At 64.4% G+C, this 19396-nt stretch carries 19 protein-coding genes and 2 pseudogenes; 5 read left to right on the top strand and 16 right to left on the bottom strand.

The window, feature by feature from the left end; translation table 11 throughout:
* Window positions 1–29: 29 nt before the first annotated feature.
* Window positions 30–962 (bottom strand): AraC family transcriptional regulator, encoded by a 933-nt coding sequence (locus NA5_RS33540; RefSeq protein ID WP_062993042.1) that lies wholly within the window; start codon window positions 960–962, stop codon window positions 30–32.
* A 95-nt stretch (window positions 963–1057) separates the two neighbouring features.
* Here NA5_RS33540 and NA5_RS33535 point away from each other — a divergent pair, with 95 nt between their 5' ends.
* The 3 genes from NA5_RS33535 (at window position 1058) to NA5_RS33525 (ending at window position 4831) form a co-directional block, all read left to right on the top strand.
* Window positions 1058–2317, top strand: coding sequence for an SGNH/GDSL hydrolase family protein (locus NA5_RS33535; protein ID WP_084484630.1), 1260 nt, complete (start codon window positions 1058–1060; stop codon window positions 2315–2317).
* Between the two features lie 70 nt (window positions 2318–2387).
* Complete coding sequence (locus NA5_RS33530; RefSeq protein WP_062993051.1) at window positions 2388–3395, top strand: alpha/beta fold hydrolase; 1008 nt, start codon at window positions 2388–2390, stop codon at window positions 3393–3395.
* A gap of 32 nt (window positions 3396–3427) precedes the next feature.
* The gene (locus NA5_RS33525; RefSeq protein WP_062993050.1) at window positions 3428–4831 is read left to right on the top strand and encodes an MFS transporter; all 1404 of its coding nucleotides are present in this window, start codon (window positions 3428–3430) and stop codon (window positions 4829–4831) included.
* 969 nt (window positions 4832–5800) lie between these two features.
* Here NA5_RS33525 and NA5_RS33520 read toward each other — a convergent pair.
* From NA5_RS33520 to NA5_RS33470, 11 genes and pseudogenes are all read right to left on the bottom strand, one after another.
* Complete coding sequence (locus NA5_RS33520) at window positions 5801–6166, bottom strand: Rossmann-fold NAD(P)-binding domain-containing protein (protein WP_062993041.1); 366 nt, start codon at window positions 6164–6166, stop codon at window positions 5801–5803.
* Window positions 6167–6453: 287 nt separating this feature from the next.
* Window positions 6454–6861: an NAD(P)-dependent oxidoreductase gene (locus NA5_RS42590; RefSeq protein WP_245672516.1), complete on the bottom strand. Its 408-nt coding sequence runs from the start codon at window positions 6859–6861 to the stop codon at window positions 6454–6456.
* 67 nt (window positions 6862–6928) lie between these two features.
* Window positions 6929–7093: pseudogene (locus NA5_RS42980) on the bottom strand (NmrA family NAD(P)-binding protein); the annotation flags it as partial.
* Between the two features lie 163 nt (window positions 7094–7256).
* Window positions 7257–8657, bottom strand: coding sequence for an MFS transporter (locus NA5_RS33505; RefSeq protein ID WP_062993039.1), 1401 nt, complete (start codon window positions 8655–8657; stop codon window positions 7257–7259).
* Between the two features lie 47 nt (window positions 8658–8704).
* Window positions 8705–9001 carry a hypothetical protein gene (locus NA5_RS41510; protein WP_063813753.1) on the bottom strand — a complete coding sequence of 99 codons (297 nt, stop codon included), beginning with the start codon at window positions 8999–9001 and terminating at the stop codon, window positions 8705–8707.
* A gap of 345 nt (window positions 9002–9346) precedes the next feature.
* A complete protein-coding gene (locus tag NA5_RS33495; protein WP_062993037.1) occupies window positions 9347–9574 on the bottom strand; it encodes a hypothetical protein in 228 nt (75 codons plus the stop codon).
* A 12-nt stretch (window positions 9575–9586) separates the two neighbouring features.
* Window positions 9587–10549, bottom strand: a complete 963-nt coding sequence (locus NA5_RS33490) for a sigma-70 family RNA polymerase sigma factor (RefSeq protein WP_281201772.1) — start codon at window positions 10547–10549, stop codon at window positions 9587–9589.
* 256 nt (window positions 10550–10805) lie between these two features.
* The gene (locus NA5_RS33485; RefSeq protein ID WP_062993036.1) at window positions 10806–11531 is read right to left on the bottom strand and encodes a DUF899 domain-containing protein; all 726 of its coding nucleotides are present in this window, start codon (window positions 11529–11531) and stop codon (window positions 10806–10808) included.
* Window positions 11532–11561: 30 nt separating this feature from the next.
* Window positions 11562–12269: a hypothetical protein gene (locus NA5_RS33480; protein ID WP_062993035.1), complete on the bottom strand. Its 708-nt coding sequence runs from the start codon at window positions 12267–12269 to the stop codon at window positions 11562–11564.
* A gap of 62 nt (window positions 12270–12331) precedes the next feature.
* Window positions 12332–13123, bottom strand: coding sequence for an SDR family NAD(P)-dependent oxidoreductase (locus tag NA5_RS33475; protein ID WP_062993048.1), 792 nt, complete (start codon window positions 13121–13123; stop codon window positions 12332–12334).
* Window positions 13124–13203: 80 nt separating this feature from the next.
* The gene (locus NA5_RS33470) at window positions 13204–13962 is read right to left on the bottom strand and encodes an SDR family oxidoreductase (RefSeq protein WP_062993034.1); all 759 of its coding nucleotides are present in this window, start codon (window positions 13960–13962) and stop codon (window positions 13204–13206) included.
* A gap of 175 nt (window positions 13963–14137) precedes the next feature.
* On the opposite strand from NA5_RS33470, the pseudogene NA5_RS43360 reads away from it, so the two are divergent.
* Window positions 14138–14839: pseudogene (locus NA5_RS43360) on the top strand (IS701 family transposase).
* 237 nt (window positions 14840–15076) lie between these two features.
* On the opposite strand, the gene aac(6') reads toward NA5_RS43360, so the two are convergent.
* The 4 genes from aac(6') to NA5_RS33445 form a co-directional block, all read right to left on the bottom strand.
* The gene (aac(6'), locus tag NA5_RS33460) at window positions 15077–15520 is read right to left on the bottom strand and encodes an aminoglycoside 6'-N-acetyltransferase (RefSeq protein ID WP_062993033.1); all 444 of its coding nucleotides are present in this window, start codon (window positions 15518–15520) and stop codon (window positions 15077–15079) included.
* Between the two features lie 209 nt (window positions 15521–15729).
* Window positions 15730–16164, bottom strand: coding sequence for a DinB family protein (locus tag NA5_RS33455; protein WP_062993032.1), 435 nt, complete (start codon window positions 16162–16164; stop codon window positions 15730–15732).
* Complete coding sequence (locus NA5_RS33450) at window positions 16146–17213, bottom strand: sigma-70 family RNA polymerase sigma factor (RefSeq protein WP_063813749.1); 1068 nt, start codon at window positions 17211–17213, stop codon at window positions 16146–16148. The genes NA5_RS33455 and NA5_RS33450 overlap by 19 nt, the downstream gene beginning before the upstream one ends.
* A gap of 1030 nt (window positions 17214–18243) precedes the next feature.
* Complete coding sequence (locus NA5_RS33445; protein WP_062993031.1) at window positions 18244–18654, bottom strand: nuclear transport factor 2 family protein; 411 nt, start codon at window positions 18652–18654, stop codon at window positions 18244–18246.
* A 93-nt stretch (window positions 18655–18747) separates the two neighbouring features.
* Here NA5_RS33445 and NA5_RS33440 point away from each other — a divergent pair, with 93 nt between their 5' ends.
* Window positions 18748–19338: a TetR/AcrR family transcriptional regulator gene (locus NA5_RS33440; RefSeq protein WP_245672515.1), complete on the top strand. Its 591-nt coding sequence runs from the start codon at window positions 18748–18750 to the stop codon at window positions 19336–19338.
* The last annotated feature ends 58 nt before the right edge of the window (window positions 19339–19396 follow it).

The following is a 19396-nucleotide window of genomic DNA, read 5'->3' as shown; positions in this document are numbered from 1 at the left end:
TTACTCGTACCGGAGAACAAGGCATCGTTTCAGGTTCGCGTCGTGGTGGGTTGACGTTGGCGGCGGTACTGGTTCGGGGGGAGGCCGAATTCGCGTTTGAATGCTTTGGAGAAGGCGTATTCGGAGCTGTATCCGCAGCGGTTCGCGATGGTGTGGATGGGGGTGTCGCTGCGGTGCAGGAGCCGGGCGGCGGTGGTCATCCGCCACCAGGTGAGGTAGGTCAGGGGTGGTTGGCCGACGGCGATGGTGAAGCGTTTGGCGAAGGTGGCGCGGGAGATTCCAGCTTGTGTGGCGAGTTTTTCTACGGTCCAGGGGTTTTCGGGCTGGTGGTGGATGAGGTGCAGGGCGGTGGCGACGGCCGGGTCGGTGAGGGCAGTGGCCCATCCGGTGTCGGCGTGTAGGTCACTGTCGTCGAGCCAGGCCCGCAGCACGTGGAGGAGCAGCATGTCGATGAGTGCGGGCAGGATGGCGTCGGTCCCGGAACGGGGCTGGTGTAGTTCGGTGCCGAGCATGTCGACGGTGGAGCGGAGCGCGTTGTGGTCGCCGACGCGGGCGGGCAGGTGGATCTCCGGCGGCAGGCTGCGGAGCAGCGGGTGTTGCCGGACCAGGTCGAAGGTGTAACAGACGCATAGCATTTCGGTGGCGGCGCCGGGGCCGGGGATATCGAGTTCGATAACGGAGTAGCCGCTGGTTTTGTCGGGCTGGAAGTCGATGGCCGGACTTCCGGGTTGGTCGACGAGGGTGTGGGCGTGTCGCGGTCCGGTGAACAGGATGTCCCCGACACCCAGGGTCGTGGGAGTGCCGGTGGCAGGAATCACGGTGCAGCCACCCTGCAGGACGATATGGCAGCAGGCCGCGTCGCCGGCGGGGAATCGCACACCCCAGGGGGCGTGGCAGGTGCTGCGACCGGCGTATGGCTGACCGGCCCGCATGGCAGCGAGCACGTCGCTGAGAACGTCCACGTAAATATCGTACTGTCACAAGAGTCAGACGATCGGACAAGAAATCCGGACGTCAGGCTATTCATCATCCGAGCTGAAATTCGTACGGTCGTGTCATGGATGGACACAAGATCGCTGACAGGACCGGGGGCTCGGTCCTCGACGCTGCTCCGGTCCGGGCCGCGGTGCCGGACGCGCTGTCGGCGGATGCCTGGGGAGCGGCATGGTCGACGTCGCTGCAGCGACCCAGCGCCGGCTTCGACCCGAATTGGTCGGAGCAGGGCTTTACGAATCAGACGCTGCGGCAGGTGGTTCGACTCACCGCGGGCGGCGACCAGCTTCGCGTCCGGCTGTCGAATGTATTCGGCCGCACGCCACTCACGTTCACCAGGGCCACCGTGGCCGCGAGTGGTGGTGGCGCGGCGATCCGGGCGGATACTGTTCGGTCCCTCGCTGTCGATGGGGAAATCACGTTCACGATCCCGGTCGGTGCGGAGGTCGCGAGCGATCCGGTAGCTTTCCGGTCGACTCCGCTGGATTCGATTGCGGTGACGATGTATTCGGCCGGGTCGACGGGTCCCGCCACGTACCATGCTCAGTCGCTGGCCACCAGTTTCCGCGCGACCGGGGATCAGTGCGGCGACAGCTCGGGCGCGGTGTTCGCCGAGGCCTCGCGGTCCTGGTACTACCTGAGTGGCGTGGATGTGGCCGGTGGTCCGGCGCGGTCGCCCGGCATCGCCGTTCTCGGTGACTCCCTCACCGATGGGTCGTTCAGCACCCTGGACGTCAACCGTCGTTTTCCGGACATGTTGGCCGAGCGGTTGGTGGCTGCAGGCAGGCCGCGCGCGGTGTTGAATCACGGCATCGGCGGCAATCGGCTGACCGTCGACTCGGCATGGCTCGGTGACAAGGCGACCTCCCGATTCCGCCGAGATGTCCTGTCCCAGCCGGGTATCGGCACAGTCATCGTTCTGCTGGGCATCAACGACATCGGCATCAGCGAAGCCGTCGACACCGCCCCGCTGCCGATCTTCGAGCCCTACACCGTGGTGTCCGCCGACGACGTCATCGCCGCGCACCGCAATCTCATCCGCGACGCGCGCGACGCCGGGCTGCGGGTGGTTGGCGCGACAGTGTTGCCCGCGAAACCGTCTCCGTTCATCACTGCTCGCAGCGAAGCCAAGCGTGCCGCGATCAACGCCTGGATTCGGACCTCGGGCGAGTACGACATGGTCGCAGACCTCGATGTTGCCTTGCGCTCACCCACCAATCCGCAACGGCTGCATCCCGCCTACGACTCCGGAGATCATCTGCACCTCAACGACCTGGGGTACCGGGCAATGGCCGAGGCCATCGACCTCGACATCCTGGATTGAAGCGCCCTCTCGAAACACTCCGTTCGAAATATCCACTGCCCCAATATCTTTGCGCACATGGAGCGAATACATGAATACCGAGACCGCTGTCGCGTCGTCCGTCGCCGAGATCGCCCACCGCGCTCTCGACGTCAACGGACTCCGCATGCATATCGCCGAAGCAGGATCCGGGCCGCTGGTCCTGTTGCTGCACGGCTGGCCGGAGTCGTGGTACTCCTGGCGGCACCAGATTCCCGCGCTGGCCGCCGCCGGCTATCACGTCGTCGCCCCCGACCAGCGCGGCTATGGTGACACCGACGTCCCGGAACGCGTCGAGGACTACACCATCGACCATCTCGCCGCCGATGTCACCGGGCTGGTCGATGCGCTCGGCGAGCGGCACGCGACGGTGATCGGCCACGACTGGGGCGCCATCGTCGCATGGGAAACAGCCAAGATGCACCCGGAACGGATCACCGCCGTGGCCGGACTCAGCATTCCCGACCGGTTCGCCGAACCCCAGGGCAGTGCGGCCACACCCATCGCCGACCTGCAGGCCGCGCTCGGATCCGCCTTCTACATCGTGCACTTCCAGCAACCCGGCATCGCCGACGCCGCCCTGGAATCGGCTCTCGAGCACGACCCCGAGGCACTGTTCCGACGAATCTTCCGCACCGCCGCTGGGGAGGGACCGGGATGGACCGGGATGGTTCCCGAGGGCGGCACCATCGTCGACTCTCTGGCCGCCGACACACCGACTCCACTGGCCTGGGAGGGCGAACAGGACGCGAAAACCTACGCGGCCCAATATCAGAGGTCTGGCTTCACCGGCGGCATCAACTGGTATCGAAACCTCGACCGCAACTGGGAACTGTCAACAGCCTGGCGGGACAACGATGTTCACGCACCCGCCCTCTATCTCATCGGCGGTCGTGACGGCGCACTGGCCTTGCCGCAATCCCAACGGCTGATGTCCGGCGACAGCGGCTTCCGCGATCTGCGCGAAACAGTCGTGCTCCCTGGCGTCGGCCACGCCATTCAGCAAGAACGACCCGACCAGGTCAACCACGTACTCACCCGGTTCCTGCGATCGCTGTGAACCCCACCGACAATCCGCACCACGGACTCCCAATGACTTCCTCTCCGCGGCCATGGCACGCGCTCACCCTGGCGTTGCTGGCCTTCGCGCAGTTCATCATCGCCATGGACTACAACATCGTCTACGTCGCCCTTCCCGACATCGGCCGCGCCCTCGGCTTCTCCACTCAGTCCGTGCAGTGGGTGGTCGGCGCCTACGCCGTCGGGCTCGGTGGACTGCTGCTGCTGGGCGGGCGCGCGGTCGACCGGCTCGGCCAACGTCGCCTGTTCGTAGTCGGCCTGGCCCTCTACGGTGCGTCCTCGCTGCTCGGCGGCCTGGCAGTGGCGCCCGGCATGCTGGTCGCTGCCCGAGCGCTTCAAGGACTCGGCGGCGCCCTGCTCACCCCGGCCACTCTCGCGTTCATCTCCACCGTCTTCCCCGAGGGATCCTCGCGCAACCGTGCCATGGCCGTCTGGGGGACCGCAGGCGGCGCGGGGCTCGCCGCCGGGTCGCTGATCGGTGGGATACTCACCGAAACCTTGGGCTGGCAATGGGTGTTCTTCGTCAACGTTCCCCTGACAGCGGCGGCAGCGCTCGCGGCACCGCGTGTGCTGCCGGTCGATCCGCCACCCCGTATCCGCGACGGGTTCGACCTTCCGGGCGCGTTGGTCGCGACCCTCGGCGCCTCTCTGCTGGTCTTCGGGCTGGCCAGCGGGCCCGAGACCGGCTGGACCAGTCCGGGTGGGGTCGGTGCCATCGCCGTCGGCGTCGGTTTGCTGGCCGTGTTCGTACTCATCGAGCGATATACCCTCGACCCATTGATGCCGTTGCGGTTGCTACGCATCCGCAGCCTCACCACCGCGATGGCGGTGATGTTCATCTTCATGGGCACCCTCAGCGGCCAGTACTACGTATTCACCATGTACCTACAGGATGTTCTCGGCTTCGACGCCCTGCACGCGGGCCTGGCCTTCCTCCCCCTGACCCTGATCGCCGTCGCATCCACCGAGCGATTGGTGGCCCCGCTACTCAACCGATGGGGCCTGCGCACCACCTTGACAGCAGGCCTGCTGATCAACGCGCTCGGCATGCTCGCGTTCACCGCCGCGATGAACTCCGGCAGCTCCTACTGGGCACTACTGCCGGGCATCATCATCTGGGGCGCAGGCTCGTTCACCTACGCGGCCATGTTCGCCGCTGCCGCCTCCGACGTCCCATCCGCCCAACAAGGAGTCACGTCCGGACTCGCCAACACCGCCTTGCAGATCGGCGGCGCCGTCGGACTCGCAGTCCTCGTAGCCATCACCAACGCCGGCGGCGAGTCCGCAACCACCCCTGTCACCACGGCCGGTCTGCGCGCCGCAGGCTGGACCGCCGCCGCAGTCCTGCTGTGCGCGTCGGCGATCGCCGCCACACTCAAACCGCCGACTCCGGTAGCCACCACAACAAAGGGTTGATGTTGGACCAGAACAGCAGCGACATGGCGCGCCGCTCGGTGTTGCCGATCAGATCGTGGAGCTGCGGACTTCCAAAAGGCTTGTAGGAGCAGGGTATTGATGTGCACCGTCGCCGACTGCAGCAGGTTCAACGCGAGCATCGACACCTCGGCGTGCTCACGGTCGGCACCGGTAAGGTGAGAACCCTTGCAGTAGAACCGTGTTGGCGGAATCCCGGTTCTCCACCGCCTGCTGGATCGACGTCGTGGCCGCGAAAGTGTCTGCACGTCAACCGAGTCCAGCGGTCCACGACGTGGCCTGAACCGTGCGCCTGGCTCGCCGTTGATGATGGCGCTCCGAGAAGTGACGGACCCACCAGGGACTCGGAGTCGGACCGATGCCGAGATCGGCCGATGCCATGGATGTTCGGCGTCGTCGAGTATTCCCGGACTCGCCGCGAGCGTTCGGTCAGTTCGTCGACCGTGAATTCGCAGGTGGCCTAAGGCCGCTATGACGTGGACACGCAATTGAGCGTGGTCGACCGTCGCGCCTGTCTCGGGCACCACGCCGCCGCTGCAACGTGCATCGACTGCACATACCCAGACGGAAAGGCAGCTGATCTTCGGACTGGACAAAAGCAGTGACAGGTCGGGAGAGGTCTTCGACCCGGGGCTCGACGAACTCCTGGGGCACTCCACCGCTTACGCTAAGAGTCTCAGTGGCGGCGGACTAACCAGGACGGTTATCGAGTAGACGCGCCGCTTCATCCTCGGTTTTGGCGGCGAAGTAGGCGCGCGCGGCTTCGAAGTCAGGCACAGTGCCGTCGTTGCCCCAGTGGCCCGGTCGAACCGTATAGACGTGCACCCACGGTTCCTCAGTACGTGCACACGCACGAATACCACAGCATGCTCCTTGTCCCAATAAGAAATAGTTGTCCAATAGGTCCCAACACTGGCGGCGCGGTTTACGTGTGCACGGGAGGACACCGATTCAGTCCGCGGGAACGAACAGGGGCCCGTTGGTCTCGAAGGCTTCCTTGTAGGCCCGGACGTACTGCGGCACGGACAGCGGGGCGTGACCGCCGAGCTTCTCGATGAGGTCGTTGGTGCCCGCGAAGACTCCGTTCTGGTAGTCGACGGCGACGTTGCTCAGGTGTTGGACGAGGTGCGGGGAAAGACCGCGTTCGGTCATGGCCGAGGCGAATCGCTCGACGCTGATGGGTTCATAGTGCACCGGAATGCCGAGCGTGACGGACATCGTATGGGCGATTTCGTGGTGGTCCAGCTCGACCGGGCCGTGCAGGGTGTACGCGGCGCGGTTGTGGGGTTCCGGGTCGAGCAGCAATGCGGCGATCACGTGGCTCTGGTCGATGGCGGCGACCGGGGCGTGCCTGCCATTGCCGAACGGGAGGCGCAGGTATCCCTCGCCATCCCGCCGCTCCCACCACGTCCTCAGCCACTCGGCGAAGAACGTCGGCCGCAGGTGGGCGGTGAGCAGGTCGGTGCGGTACAGAGACGTATTTCATTCGGTGAAGTGTTTGCAAATATGGCGTCGTAGGTGCGCTCGGCCTTATCGACCATCGCCGACGTATCGCTCCCTCCCGGGCCGCGTAGGCAGCCCGGGAAGCCGAGAGCGGTTTCGTGTCAGTAGGCAACGGTGAACACTGTTCTGTGTCGGGTCGGCTTCTCGATCTCGTCCACGAAGGCGATGGCGTAATCTTCGCCACCGATGTGCGAGTTTCCCTCGGCGTCGACCAGGAGCACATCGTCTCCCACTCGGAAGGTGCCGGTGCGCGTGCCGCGGTTGTCCGCGTTGTAGAAGGCTGGCGGGGACAGGCTGAACCAGTCGACGTCGTCCGGCAATGCGCGCAGCTGCGCCATCACAGCGGCATGGGCGTTGCCGTCTTCCCGGAATTCCTCCGGGAACAGTGGCGTATCGAGCACTCGTGGTCCGTCGTGCGAGACGCGCAGGTTGCCTGCGCCGCCGACAAGGCCTAGGCGCACCGCATTCTCGGATGCGATCCGGCCCAGTGTCGGAATGTATTCGGCCAATCCAGTGCCGTGGGGCCTGCAAGGCGACTACCAGCATGTCAGTGTCGGATGCGACTTCGCGCACGAAATTCTCATCGAACAGCGAACCCGGGCGGACATCCAGATCGCTGCGACCGGCCAATGGGTCAGTATTGCGTGCGACGGCGATGACCCGATGCCCGCGAGCCGACGCCTCGGTCGCGATGTTGCCGCCGGAATAACCGGTGGCGCCGAATACTGCGATTGTCGTCATTGCACTCCTTAAAGAATGGGGATAATTTCTGCCGGGCCTAGCGGTCGCCGGGCCTTTATATGGGTCGAGGATCACCGATCGTGAAACTCATCGATCGTGCCGAATCCGCGGTTTTGATTTCGCCTAGTTCCCTTGCTAGCACCGACCGATTCCTCGTTCGTGCCTACGATGCGGGCTCTGCGATGGCCATCGGGTCGAGCAGTTCTGCTCGAGCGGAAGGCTTTGCGCGGAAAGCGGTAGCCACGACACCGAGCGCAGCTGCCGCCGCGATGACGCCGTATCCGCCGTGGATGCCGTGAAGGAAACCTGAGTTCGAACCCAACAGCACTGTCGAGGCTGAGGCGATGACGATTGCACCACCCAACTCCCGTGAGGTTTCCACCAGTCCCGATGCCGCGCCGAAGTTGGTGTTGTCGACCTCCGCCAAGGCCCCGATTTGGACGGACGGCGCGAAGAACCCGACGGCCATTCCCGCGGCGATCAATGCGGGCATCACTCGACTGGCGAAGCTCGCGTCCGCAGGCAGGTAGATCAACCATGCCGACGCCCCGACGACGAGCAACGACGCGAGCGCGAGAAGGATCCGGGGACCGACCTTGTTCGCCAACACCGCACCCGTCAATCCGGCGAAGACGAAAGCGGTCAGGGTCGTCAGCAGCCACGCGACACCGGTTTTCGTCGGCGAATAACCCAGTAGCTGTTGCAGCACAACTGAAGTCAGGAAGACGAAGGCCAGGAAGCTTCCGAATCCGGACGCGGCTGCGAGGTTCGCCTGCACTACCGGCCTATTCTCGAGGAGCGCGCGGGGAACGAGCGGGTTACGCGCGCGCCATTCTGCTAGTCCGAAGACCACCAGCAAGATTGCCGCGACCGCGCCGAAACTCACTGTGGCGCCGCGTGTCCAGCCGTGTTCGACCCCCCGGTTGAGCGCATACAGTCCTGCGAGTAGACCCCCGGTCACCGAGAGGGCGCTGACTGGGTTGAATCCTCCACCGGGATGGGCGATTCGGTTCTCGGGCAACACGAACATCGTCGCCGCCAACAGCACGACGCCGATCGGAATATTGACATAGAAGATCCATGACCATCCGGGTCCGTCCGTGAGGAACCCTCCGGCCAGTACTCCGACCGAGGCCGCGGTGCCCGCGAGGGCGCCGTAGATTCCGAGGGCGTTCTCTCGCTGTTTGCCCTCGTTGAACGCGTCGGCCACGATCCCCAGTGCCGATGGGGTGATCAGTGCTGCGCCGATGCCCTGTGCGATGCGGGCGCCGATCAATTGTCCGCCGGTGCTCGACAGCCCCGCCGTCAGGGAAGCGGCCACGAACAGCAGGAGTCCGGCCTGCAGAGCAAGCCTGCGACCGACGATGTCACCGAGCCGACCCGCCAGCAGTAAGAACCCGCCGAACGGTATGCCGTATCCGATGATCACCCACTGCAAGGCGTCTTCGCCGAGCTTCAGATCGACCGCCATTCTGGGCAGCGAAACATTGACGATGGTGAAATCCACCACCGCCATAAACATTGAGGCACCGGCCAAGGCCAGCACCGCATACGGATTACGCATTTGTCCATTTCCTGTGCTTGTCGAATCGCTTGACGACACTTTGTCGTCTAGCTGTGGTATGAGCCGATGAGAACGGCGCGTATCGCCGTTGTCGACCCCACCAGTCGGTCGGTGATGCCGTCGTGGAAGGCTGCGAAGGCCGGTGAGTGCACGAATGGGTCGACCGTGCCGTCGAACACGACGACATGGACGAAACCGACGCCGTCCTCGAGACGGAATACTTGAAAATGCACTCCACCCCGGTCGAGGGCATTGAGTTCGTGACACATCTGCTCTGCGAGCCGTTGGTTGTGGTCTGCGCAGTCGGCTCGGGTCCGGTATTGCACGACAACTGCTCTGGTCACGGCGATCACCTCCTATATAGGTAGAGGCGAACAGAGCCCGCAACTCATCGCCGCAAGCGCACGAAATTTCGGCTGTCCCGCCATCCGGCAACTCGACGTCGAGACCGAACCGCGGAAGAGGCGCAGCATCTTGGAAGCTGACCATACGAATGATTCCCGCCGAGCCGATGATCAGCACGTGAATAGTGCGAGCGTGCCACGCAGCGTGGTAATCGACCCAAAAGGCCACCGCCAGTTGGACATTCGCGGATATGATCCGCGACGGCACCCGGCCGCACTCGACTATCACCGTCAGGCTGCCGTAATGGCTGCAGCACCGATAACACCATGTGCGTAGTTTTCCTACTAGTGCGATGAAGAATTGCGGACCCCGCAAAGGTCGGCGGCGACACAAAACAGTCGGACACGTTCTGATTGCTGATTCTGTTTGTCGCCTTGATCAAGTGCGTGACGATAGATCTGCCGCATCATGAGGTCGGCGGCCTCGGCCGAGCCGAGCATGAGATAGCAGAACAGCCACAGCTGCGTGTCAAGTGCCTCACTACATGCGGCGGTGTTTTCTGGTTCGGGCATGGTGCTGCTTTGTCAGAGTCCGAATAGTGGAAACAACGATGCGCCGTGGAATGCGACGATCCGGCCGACACCCTCGGTCGTTAGCGTCAGGACGTGCAGCGCGTGTGGGCGATATGCGCCCTCACCGCCGCGAGCGTAGACCGCGAATGCGGGCTGTCCGTTGGCAGAAGCGGCGACCACCACGACCGGCCCGACCACGCGCATCTGCTTGGCGAGGAAAGCGAGGATGGTATCGCGGCCTTCGAACCAGGTCGTGATCGGCGGCATTTCCCATCGAGCGTCCTCGGTCAACACCGCGACGAGTTGATCGACGTCCGCGGTTTCGAAGGCGGTGACGTATCGGTCGAGCAGGGCCCGCTGCTGTGGCTCGGCGGGTTCGGTCAGCTCGTCCTGGCTGACCGGGGCCTGAGCTCGGGCGCGTTGGAGTGCGCTGTTGACAGCTGCTGTCGTCATCTCCAACAGTTCGGCGACCTCGGCGGTACGCCATTGCAGCACGTCGCGGAGAATCAGCACGGCCCGTTGCCGCGGTGGCAGCTGTTGCAGCGCTCCCACCAACGCGAGCCGCATGGTCTGTCGTTCCATCACGACGGTCGCCGGATCGGCCGGTGCGGTCGTGAACAGGAAGTCGGGTATCGGCTGAAGCCACGGCACCTCGCGAGCGGATGGGACGAGCGTCGCATCCAGGTCTGTCTGGGAGGCACCGAGATCCGCAGGCAGAGGCCTTCGCCTACTCTTTTCCAGCGCCTTGAAACACGCCCGGGTCGCGATGCGGTACAGCCAAGTTCGCAGCGACGATCGCCCTTCGAAGCGGTCGTAGGCACGCCATGCTTCGAGGTAGACGTCTTGCACCACCTCTTCGGCGTCGTCGACCGAGCCGAGCATGCGGTAGCAGTAGGCAAGCAGCTCACGCCGAAACGGCTCGCTCAGCCTTGCGAAATCCTCGTCGCCGGCTTCGGCTTCAGTCATGGTGCGCATGATCCGCCGATTCTGTGGTGGGGTTCTCGGCGCGCCCGGTCAGTGTCGTTCATCGTGATGTCCTCGAGGCGGCGTCGACGGTGCTCGTATGGTGTCGGATCGATCGATCCATGCCGCCGTGCGCGACGACGGCGTTCGCGAGTAGATCGTTCACGGGTATTGCTCCTTGAATTGACGGTGCCCCGGCCACCGGCATGGGCGCGACACAACGCCGACCAGCACGGCGCGGATCTGCCGGTCGGCGACGCGCCGGTCGTCAGTGGTCGCACTGCGGATCAACCGTGATCGGATGGCTCGATGACTCGGTCGGGCCGTATTCATCGTGTCGGTTCAGCCACGAGAAGCGTGGCACCTGGGGATAACCGACGGGCGAATCTTCCCAATCCTCCTGGCGTCCGAGTGCGGTGAAATCGAGGGAACTCAACGTCCCCCCCATCGGTTCGTGTTCGCGCGCGTTGATGAAGTAGGTGCGGTAGACGCTGTCGCCGTCGTGAATGAAGGCGTTCGTGCCGTACCACTCGTCCACTCCGAAGTCGACATCGAAACCGTCAGTGAGCGTGTACCACGGTATGGCGGCCCAGCCCATGCGCGCTTTCACCCGCTCGATGTCGGGTTGCGTTGCGCGGGAGGCGAAGGCCAGCGTGGTGTGGCGGGCGTTGAGATGAGCGAGATGAGCGACCTGGTCGGCCATCAGGGAGCAGCCGACACATGCGTGGTCGGGCCAGCCCGACACCCCCGGCTCGAAGAAGGCACGATAGAGCAGCAGCTGACGGCGGCCGTCGAACAGGTCGGGCAAGCCGACGGTTCCGTTCGGCCCGTCGAACAGGTACTCCTTGTCGACCTTGAGCCACGGCATCCGCCTGCGGTCAGCGGCCAGGGCGTCTCGCGCGCGAGTCAGGTCTTTTTCCTTCGCCAACAGCTGCAAGCGCGCCTCCTCCCATTCCGCAGACGTGACGGCCCGAACTCGATACGTGTCGTTCATCGTGATGTCCTTGTGTCGAAGCAAATCGGTTCAACGGACGGTGATTTCGCCCATGTCGATGGCGACCATCACGATTTGGTCATCGCCCATTGGGGCGTAGGCTCGGCGGGTGGCCGGGATGATGATGCCGTCGACATCGCGGTAGTCGGCGGCGTAAAGCTGTGACTCGGTGGTCGGGTCGACGACGTCGATACGGAAGTCGTGCCGACGCAGCAGCCCGTCCGGGCCGAAGCAGAACACCTGCTTGCGGGTATGGGTTTTGATGTGGTCGGGAAAGGCCACGCTCAGCCGCCGCCATTCCTCACCGTCGGCCTCGATGGGCGCAATCTCCTCGCAGACGAATCCCGGCCAGGTGAACAGGAACGGCGTATTGAGGTAAGTCCATAGTGCTTCCCCGGTGAAGTACGCGAGATGCAGGTCGTCCCATGGCGTCTGGAGTTGGTGGCCGTCGAACGACCGCTCCGGATCGTCACGTGCGTCGATAACAGTGCCGACGGGTTGCTCGAGGACAACTCGGTCGGGCTCGAACACCGACCGTCGGTCTCGACCGACGAAGTCCATGGTCAGCCGTTCCCGCGTGGTGTCCACCTCGAAGCGGATGTCCTTCAACACGTCATTGTGTCCCTTGACCTGCCAGACTGCTCCGGTGATGGCGGCGTCGACGCGGATCGCCCGGATCCGATTCCATCGGTCCAAACCCCCATGCGCGGCGACCGCGCTCGCGAGCAGATCGTTCATTGCCTTGCTCCTCTGTGTGTAGGGCGCCCCCGCCGCCGGTCTTGGGCCGGGGCGTGTTGCGGTCAGTCGACGATGACTCCGCCGGTCAGATTGGCGACGGTTCCGGTCATCGCCGATGCCCGATCGGAGGCCAGAAGCACTGCCGCCTCGGCGAGTTCAGTCAGCTTGGTCAGCTGCTTGCGGTGGGTCATGCTGGATGCGATCTCGGTAAATTGCTGCTTGGTCATGCCCAGTCCGGTGGCATTCAGCCCGAAGACGACGTCGATGACCGGTGTTTCGACCATGCCGGTCGTGCGCAGGCAGACCGCACGAATCCCGTATGGGGCGAGCTCGGCCGACAGCGACCGGTTGAGGCCTTCCAGCGCCGCCCAGCCCACGCTCATGCCGCCCACCATCGGCAGGCCCAGACGGGCCGGTTCCGGCGTGTGCATCATGATTACTCCGGACTTCTGGGAAATCATGTGCCGTGCAGCAGATTTCGCGGTCACGAAGTGTGCCCTCGGGTACGTCGTGATCGGCAGCATGAAGTTGTCGACCGGGAGGTCGATCAGAGGCGCGCCCTGCAGCCCGAGCGGTGAAATTCCGATGGCGTTGAACGACACGTCGATGGTGCCCGCCTGCGCAACCACCGCATCCAGGTGTTCGGTCACCGCCTGCTCGTCCGAGGCATCCACCTGGGCGGTCTCGACCACTCCCCCCGCAGCCGTGATCTCCTGCGCCACTGCGTCGAGGACATCGAGTTTTCGCCCGGTCAGGAAAACCCGGGCACCCTCCCGAGCGAAGCTGCGGGCGACGGCACCACCGACAGCGCCACCTCCGCCGTAGATCACGGCATTCTTGTTTTCCAGCAACATCATTTGTTCCTTACTCTGGCTGTAACCATGGGGCTTCTGGGTTCGGTTGTCGGACAGTTCGATTCGACCGGCGCAAGCTCTCACGCCACCGGGCGCAGACCGTGGCCGGTGAGCAGATATTCCTGGTGCGGCTCGACGTTCTCGGTGTCGAGGCCCAGCCGGGTCACTTCGGCGCCGACCAGATCCGGCGTCAACACCGGCTCGAGATTTTGGACGAATGTCGCGGTGTCGATGCCCTGGCGGCGCGCGTAACCGGCGACTCCCGCGCTACCCAGTTGCGTGCTCGGGGTCAACTGGGGCAACACGGTCACGAAGCGGATCCCGAGCCCGGCGCGGCGGGATTCCTCGGCCGCGTATTCGCCCAGGAACCTGATCATCGCCTTGGCACCGGCGTATCCGCCGCTGAGGGGCGAGCCGCGCAGGGCCGCGCCGCTGGACACCGCCACCACCGAACTGCCCGAGGCGAGCGGGGCACGCAGGGCCGCGCGGATCCAATGGAATGCGTGCTGGGTGTCGACCTGCCAATTACGGCTGAACGAGTCCCACGACTGTTCGTGTATCGGCAGTACCGAGGGGGCAGCGCCGGCGTTGAGCACAAGCAGCGACGGCTGATACTGCTCGATCAGGGTGTCGGCGATGTCGGCGTCGGTCGCGTCGGCGGTGAGGGGAACGAAAGCCTCACCCAGGGTCGTGCGGACCTCGGCGAGTGCGTCGGCGCTGCGAGCAATTCCGACAACCTGGTGACCTGCCGCGACCAGCGCGGCCGCTATCGCCGATCCGAAACCGCGGCTGGCGCCGGTGACCACTGCCGTCGCGCGGGGCGTGTGTGATGGGCTCATATGATTGACTCACTTTCGAAGACGTCCGATCGAGTTCGGCCCCTGGAATGGCCGGGTCCGGGCCACATCCATACAGACCGCCGCGCGACTCAAAAACGGCCGCCGAGTCCGAAAATCGGCTACTACCTGCAACGGCACTTGGTCGGATTGGTGCTGGTAGTCCTTATGTGCGGTATTGGATCGTCTTGTGTCCGAGTTGGATTCGTTGGTCGAGCGGGTTTGGGGTCGGTTCGCTCGGGCAGAGCCGCGGTCTCGGGTGCGGGAGTATGTGTCCGGGCTGGTCGCGGGGTTGTAACGCAAGAATGGGTGGACGCTGGCCGAGCGTGCCGGGGAGGTGAGCCCGGACGGGATGCAGCGGTTGCTACGCAGGGCGGACTGGGACGTCGATGGTATGCGGGATGACGTGCGCGATTACGTGGTGGAGCAGCTCGGCAACCTCGATGCGGTGCTGGTTGCCGACGACACCGGGTTCCTGAAGAAGGGCCGCCTCTCGGCGCGGGTGCAACGCCAGTATTCCGGCACGGCCGGGCGTACGGAGAACTGCCAGGTCGGGGTCTTCCTGGCGTATGCCTCGCGGCACGGGCACACGTTGATCGACCGCGAGCTGTATATGCCGACGTCACGTGATGGCCACCCGCGGCGACGACCGCTTCCCCACGCGCGGCGGCCCGATGGCCGAGCGGGTCGACACCGCGATCGCTGCAATGCCCGCAGCATCGTGGCAATGTCTGTCGAAGAATGCTTCCAGCAGGCCAAAGACCAGACCGGGCTCGACCACTACCAGGTCCGCACCTTCCGGGCAGGGTACGCCCACATCACCCTGTCCATGCTCGCCCTGGCTTGGCTGGCCTGCTCGAAAGCAGCAGCCGCAAAATAGGGAATCGGAACAGCCATTGAAGACCTGAGCGCTCTCACGCTACCCGAGATCTATCGCCTGCAGTGAACCTTGTTCTCCGACATACCAATTCAACCGATCATGTTTGGTCGTGGTCGACCTGCCGTCGCCGCCGACAACACCAGGCCCGCCTCTGCCACTACAGGCGAAGGGTGCACCCGCTCACATGAATGCCGATAGAACCGAGACATGGTCGATGCAACCACGAAACTGACCGACTCACAGCAACATCCGGTAGCAGACGATACGTTCGCGCTCTTCGAAGCCGAGGGCCGTGTGCACCTTCTGACCCGTGGCATTATCCAGGAGGGCATCGGACCCGAGCTCGGTGCACCCATTCGCACGGCCCCATTCCTCCACGGCCGCGCACAGTGCACGCGCCGTGCCGCCTTGTCGATGCTCAGGCAGCACAAAGATGCCCTCCAGGAACGCGACCGGCGACGTGTCACACCCGTTCACATAGTCGTGGCGCAGCGTGGCCTCGCTGAATCCGACCGCCGTCCCATGTTCGTCGCGAGCCAGAAACGCCACGGCCGCGCGGGAACCGTCATAGTGATCACCGATGTCCACACGATGCTCCGAGACAGTGCTTTCCGGCCACAGCTGCGTACGAAGCGCGGCCAGCTCGTCCAGATCGCCAACACCACACTCATAGATTTTCACCGACCCAGTATCCGTCTCCCGCCCTCACCGGCGTGACAATCAACCCATCACTGGAAACATAGGTGTCGTTGCAGTACTAGGAGATCGGGCGTCGCCCGAGAAAAGCGATCAATCTGGCGCCTGACGCCGCATGCGAGGATATCGGCACCGGCGGATCGAACTCGGGATGTCTGTTGGGGCGGATCGTTCGTTCTGCAACGTACAGCAGGTCATCGGCGAGTTCGGAGGGAATAGGTGAGGCGCAACCGCGTGCCTGGGGGGATGTCCCAACCATGCACTGCGAGCTCGACAGCCCCGACCAGGGCTACCACACCCACGGGGAGCTTGCGGTCGGCCAAGGCGACCATCCCGTCGGTGGAAGCCAGGCGTGACGCGGCCACCTGTAGCCGATCGAGACGCGTGTGAAACGCGACCACCGGATCTGTGCCGACGGCGTGGACATGGCGCGGATCGAGATCGATGTAACCGGTTCCGAGACCATCGATAAGCACCTGCACAGAGTCGTCGGTGTGGCGGAGCAGCCGACGCAGATCCCAGTTGGCGCACGGAGTGCGGCGAGTGAGCAGGTGCGACGTCAGCCCGGTCGTGGAATCGATGGCGTAGGCCGTGGCGGCGCGAAGCAGGGCTATGGCGTCGATGGGCATGGCGCGATCCTGTTCGGTTCATTGGCAACCGGCACTCCGCTGTCATCGGCGATCGGTGGGAGTCCGAACCAACGAAACAAAGCCGGATCGAGGAACGAGGCGATGTGTGCGATCCCGCCGGTGGTGATCGTCAGGACCTGAATGGCGTGTGCCCGGTAGACGCCATCGGCGCCCAGTAGGTAGCCCGCCACGGCGGGTTGCCCGTTCGCTCGCGTTGCCACCATACGAAACGCGCCCGGCAGGCTGAAGACCGTACTCCCGACAAATCCCGCGACAGCATCGCGACCACGGAACCACGTGACGAACGGCGGCATCTCGAACTCGGCATCCTGGCGTAGCAACTCTGCCAGCCCGACGGCGTCGGCGTGTTCGAAGGCCGCCATATAGCGCTCCAGTAGGGCACGCACGGCCGGATCGTCCGGCTCAGCAAGTTGCTCTTCGCGCGGACTCGCCTGCTCGAGCTGATTCCGGGCTCGCCGCAACAGGCCCCTGACCGCGATCGTCGTGGTTCCGAGCAGGTCCGCGACCTCGTCAGCCGACCAGGCCAGCACATCGCGCAAAATGAGGACCGCACGCTGGCGCGGTGGAAGCAACTGCAGTGCGGCGATCAAACCCAGCCTGAGGCTTTCCCGCGACACCACGACCGTCGCGGGATCCGATGTCGCTGCCCAGACCTCGCTGTCGGCCAGGGGTTGCAGCCAGTCGATCTCTTGGCGCACCAGCGCCACGGCGGTATCCGCTTGCTCCTGCGGTGCTGCCAGGCCGGAGGGCAGCGGCCGACGTCCGCGGTGCTCGAGCGCTGTCAGGCAGGAGTTGGTGGCTATCCGATACAGCCACGTCCGCAACGAGGAACGACCCTCGAAATTGTCGTAGGAGCGCCAGGCACGCAGATAGGTTTCCTGCACCAGGTCCTCGGCCTCATCAGCCGACCCCATCATGCGATAACAGTGCACCAGCAGCTCCCGCCGGAACGGATCAGTACGGACGGCGAAATCGCCCCGATCGGACACCACAGTCGCCTCACTCTCCCAGTCGACAACACCTTCCACCGGTACAGACTGCGCGAACCGGGAAAAAGGACCGGTCTAGGGACAAATAGGCGGTTGACGCGCGCGAGGCACGGCCTCCGCGCTCGGATTCCCCCGTACCCCTCGCGGTGGCGGCGCGCCTTGTGCTGGTCGCGGCCGCGGTATCAGCGCTTCGCGGGCCGCCGTGATGCGGTTGTCTCGGTGGCCGGATCGGCAACCGAGACGATCACGATCACATCAGCTGGATCTGCGGAATCGCCCGAGTACTGGATCACCGACGATCGCGCGAACCGCATCGGCTGACGACGAGTACGAGCAAAAGCACGTTACTGAAGCGGAGTACGCGACACGCCGATGTACGAAGTCCCTTCAGTCAGAACCGAATCCGCACGTCAGCACTCAAGGCGCCTTCGAAACAATGACAGACGATGTGCATAGTTGGAGTGGGCTGCGCTGACAGGCTGGTGACGATAGCCCGGCAACAGGCAAAACATCTTGTGCGCCAATACTTCACAGACGCGCCTAGACACGTCGGACTATGCGCTTGTCGCCGAGCGCCTGAACGTCGGCTGGATGGTGTGGGCGCGCCCGCCCCGCGACCACCGGCCCTACTCGGCGTGCTGTTCGCCCTGTGCTGCTGTTCGCTCCGGACGAGCGACCCAGCACTCACGCTAGTCGCCAGGCACAGGAACGATGGCCAATTTGATAGTAGCTATCACAGCCAGCACCGACGCCGCCGGGCACCGGGGACGACACCGCGCATTGCCGGCCGCTAGCTCCGACCCTATGAGTCACGCATCGTCGCCGATGCCCGAGCCGACGGCGCTGAAGTAGGCCTTGCCGTCGGAGGTCACGGTCCTTTCGCGCCATACAGCACGGCGCAGTCGCCGGAGTCCCGGACCACTTACGTGGCTGATTTCGCCTTCATCAGCTTCTTGAAGCAGGTGAGCGCAGCGGCGACACGATCATCGGCCCGAACGGTTCGATGAGGATGCGCTCGAAGTGGCAGGAATGCGTCAGAGCACTACCTGAAGTCCGCTTGGATCGAGGCTCATCTCAGGTCCGGTAGGAACGCGTGGCCGACATAGTCACGGAACAACACGATTTTCCCGTCGCGGATTCGGAAGACCTGAATACAGGGCACCTTGAACGGCTGGTCGGTCGACATAACGCGTCCGATGGACGTCAGTTCGACGATCACGACCTCCGGATCGGCAGTCCGGTGGGTCTGGTGTACACGAAGTTCGTCGAGATGGAACCCACCGCGGTCGGCGTCGATCGCGTACGCCCGAATTGCCTCCTTGCCTGCCAGCCGGGCAGGCAATTCGCCTGCAGTGAACGGCATCTCGATCACGCCGTCCTCCGCGAACAGGTCCACAAACGCGTGCATGTCGTTGGCGAGGATCGCCTTGTTTCGCCGCTCCAAGACCTGCAGTGGGCTCTCTACACCTGATTGGGTCATGGCGACCACCTTTCATTCAACGCTCGTTGTATCAATGATTCAACGAGCGTAGAACGAAAGGCCGCCCCGGTCAACGCCCGTAGAATGACCCGCGTGAGCAACCCCCCGGCGCCCACTTCGCGGGCCGAGCAGCGACGCAATACCGAGGCGCGGATCCTCGCCCACGCCCGCACGTTGTTCGCCGAATCCGGCTACGACCGCACCACCATCCGGGCGATCGCCACCGCCGCTGGCGTGGATCCCGGACTCGTCATTCATTATTTCGGCAGCAAACAGCAGCTGTTCCTGAGCGCTATCGGGTCCGGAGCGGCACTGCTCGCAGGGGGCAGCGCCGCGGATGTCGCCGAGCAGTTGCTCGACAGACTGCGCGACTCACTGATCGAGGAACCGGTTACCTCGCTGGCCATGCTGCGGTCGATGCTCACCCACCCCGAGGCCGCCGAGGAGATCCGCACCTCCTCGCGTGTTTATAAGGATCAGATCAGCGACGCCATCCCTGGCGAGGAAGCCGATCTGCGCGCAGAGGTGGTCAGCGCCGCCTTGATCGGCATCGTCCTGTGTCGCCATCTGGTCAAGCTCGATCACCTAGCCGAGGCCGACCCGGACCGGGTAGTCGAGATTCTGCGCCCCGTCGTCCGCTCGATCACCAAGGCTGACATCGAAGACGCCGCCCCCGCGGACTGAACACGCTCCAATGTGCAGCATGCCTGCACGGCGATGCCCGAACCGGCCGATTTGGGCG

The organism is Nocardia anaemiae NBRC 100462, from assembly GCF_001612725.1.
GTDB lineage: Bacteria > Actinomycetota > Actinomycetes > Mycobacteriales > Mycobacteriaceae > Nocardia > Nocardia anaemiae.
Note: the sequence above shows the minus strand (reverse complement) of the source record. Positions and strands in the feature narration are given on the sequence as shown.

Excerpts from the sequence above, each read along its gene's own strand:
- NA5_RS33455 (WP_062993032.1), bottom strand. The coding sequence starts at position 16,164 with ATGCCCATCGACGCCATAGCCCTGCTTCGCGCCGCCACGGCCTACGCC.
- NA5_RS33470 (WP_062993034.1), bottom strand. The coding sequence starts at position 13,962 with ATGAGCCCATCACACACGCCCCGCGCGACGGCAGTGGTCACCGGCGCC.
- NA5_RS33480 (WP_062993035.1), bottom strand. The coding sequence starts at position 12,269 with ATGAACGATCTGCTCGCGAGCGCGGTCGCCGCGCATGGGGGTTTGGAC.
- NA5_RS33535 (WP_084484630.1), top strand. The coding sequence starts at position 1,058 with ATGGATGGACACAAGATCGCTGACAGGACCGGGGGCTCGGTCCTCGAC.
- NA5_RS33445 (WP_062993031.1), bottom strand. The coding sequence starts at position 18,654 with ATGACCCAATCAGGTGTAGAGAGCCCACTGCAGGTCTTGGAGCGGCGA.
- NA5_RS33530 (WP_062993051.1), top strand. The coding sequence starts at position 2,388 with ATGAATACCGAGACCGCTGTCGCGTCGTCCGTCGCCGAGATCGCCCAC.
- NA5_RS33490 (WP_281201772.1), bottom strand. The coding sequence starts at position 10,549 with ATGCGCACCATGACTGAAGCCGAAGCCGGCGACGAGGATTTCGCAAGG.
- NA5_RS33525 (WP_062993050.1), top strand. The coding sequence starts at position 3,428 with ATGACTTCCTCTCCGCGGCCATGGCACGCGCTCACCCTGGCGTTGCTG.
- NA5_RS33485 (WP_062993036.1), bottom strand. The coding sequence starts at position 11,531 with ATGAACGACACGTATCGAGTTCGGGCCGTCACGTCTGCGGAATGGGAG.
- NA5_RS33495 (WP_062993037.1), bottom strand. The coding sequence starts at position 9,574 with ATGCCCGAACCAGAAAACACCGCCGCATGTAGTGAGGCACTTGACACG.
- NA5_RS33475 (WP_062993048.1), bottom strand. The coding sequence starts at position 13,123 with ATGTTGCTGGAAAACAAGAATGCCGTGATCTACGGCGGAGGTGGCGCT.
- NA5_RS33505 (WP_062993039.1), bottom strand. The coding sequence starts at position 8,657 with ATGCGTAATCCGTATGCGGTGCTGGCCTTGGCCGGTGCCTCAATGTTT.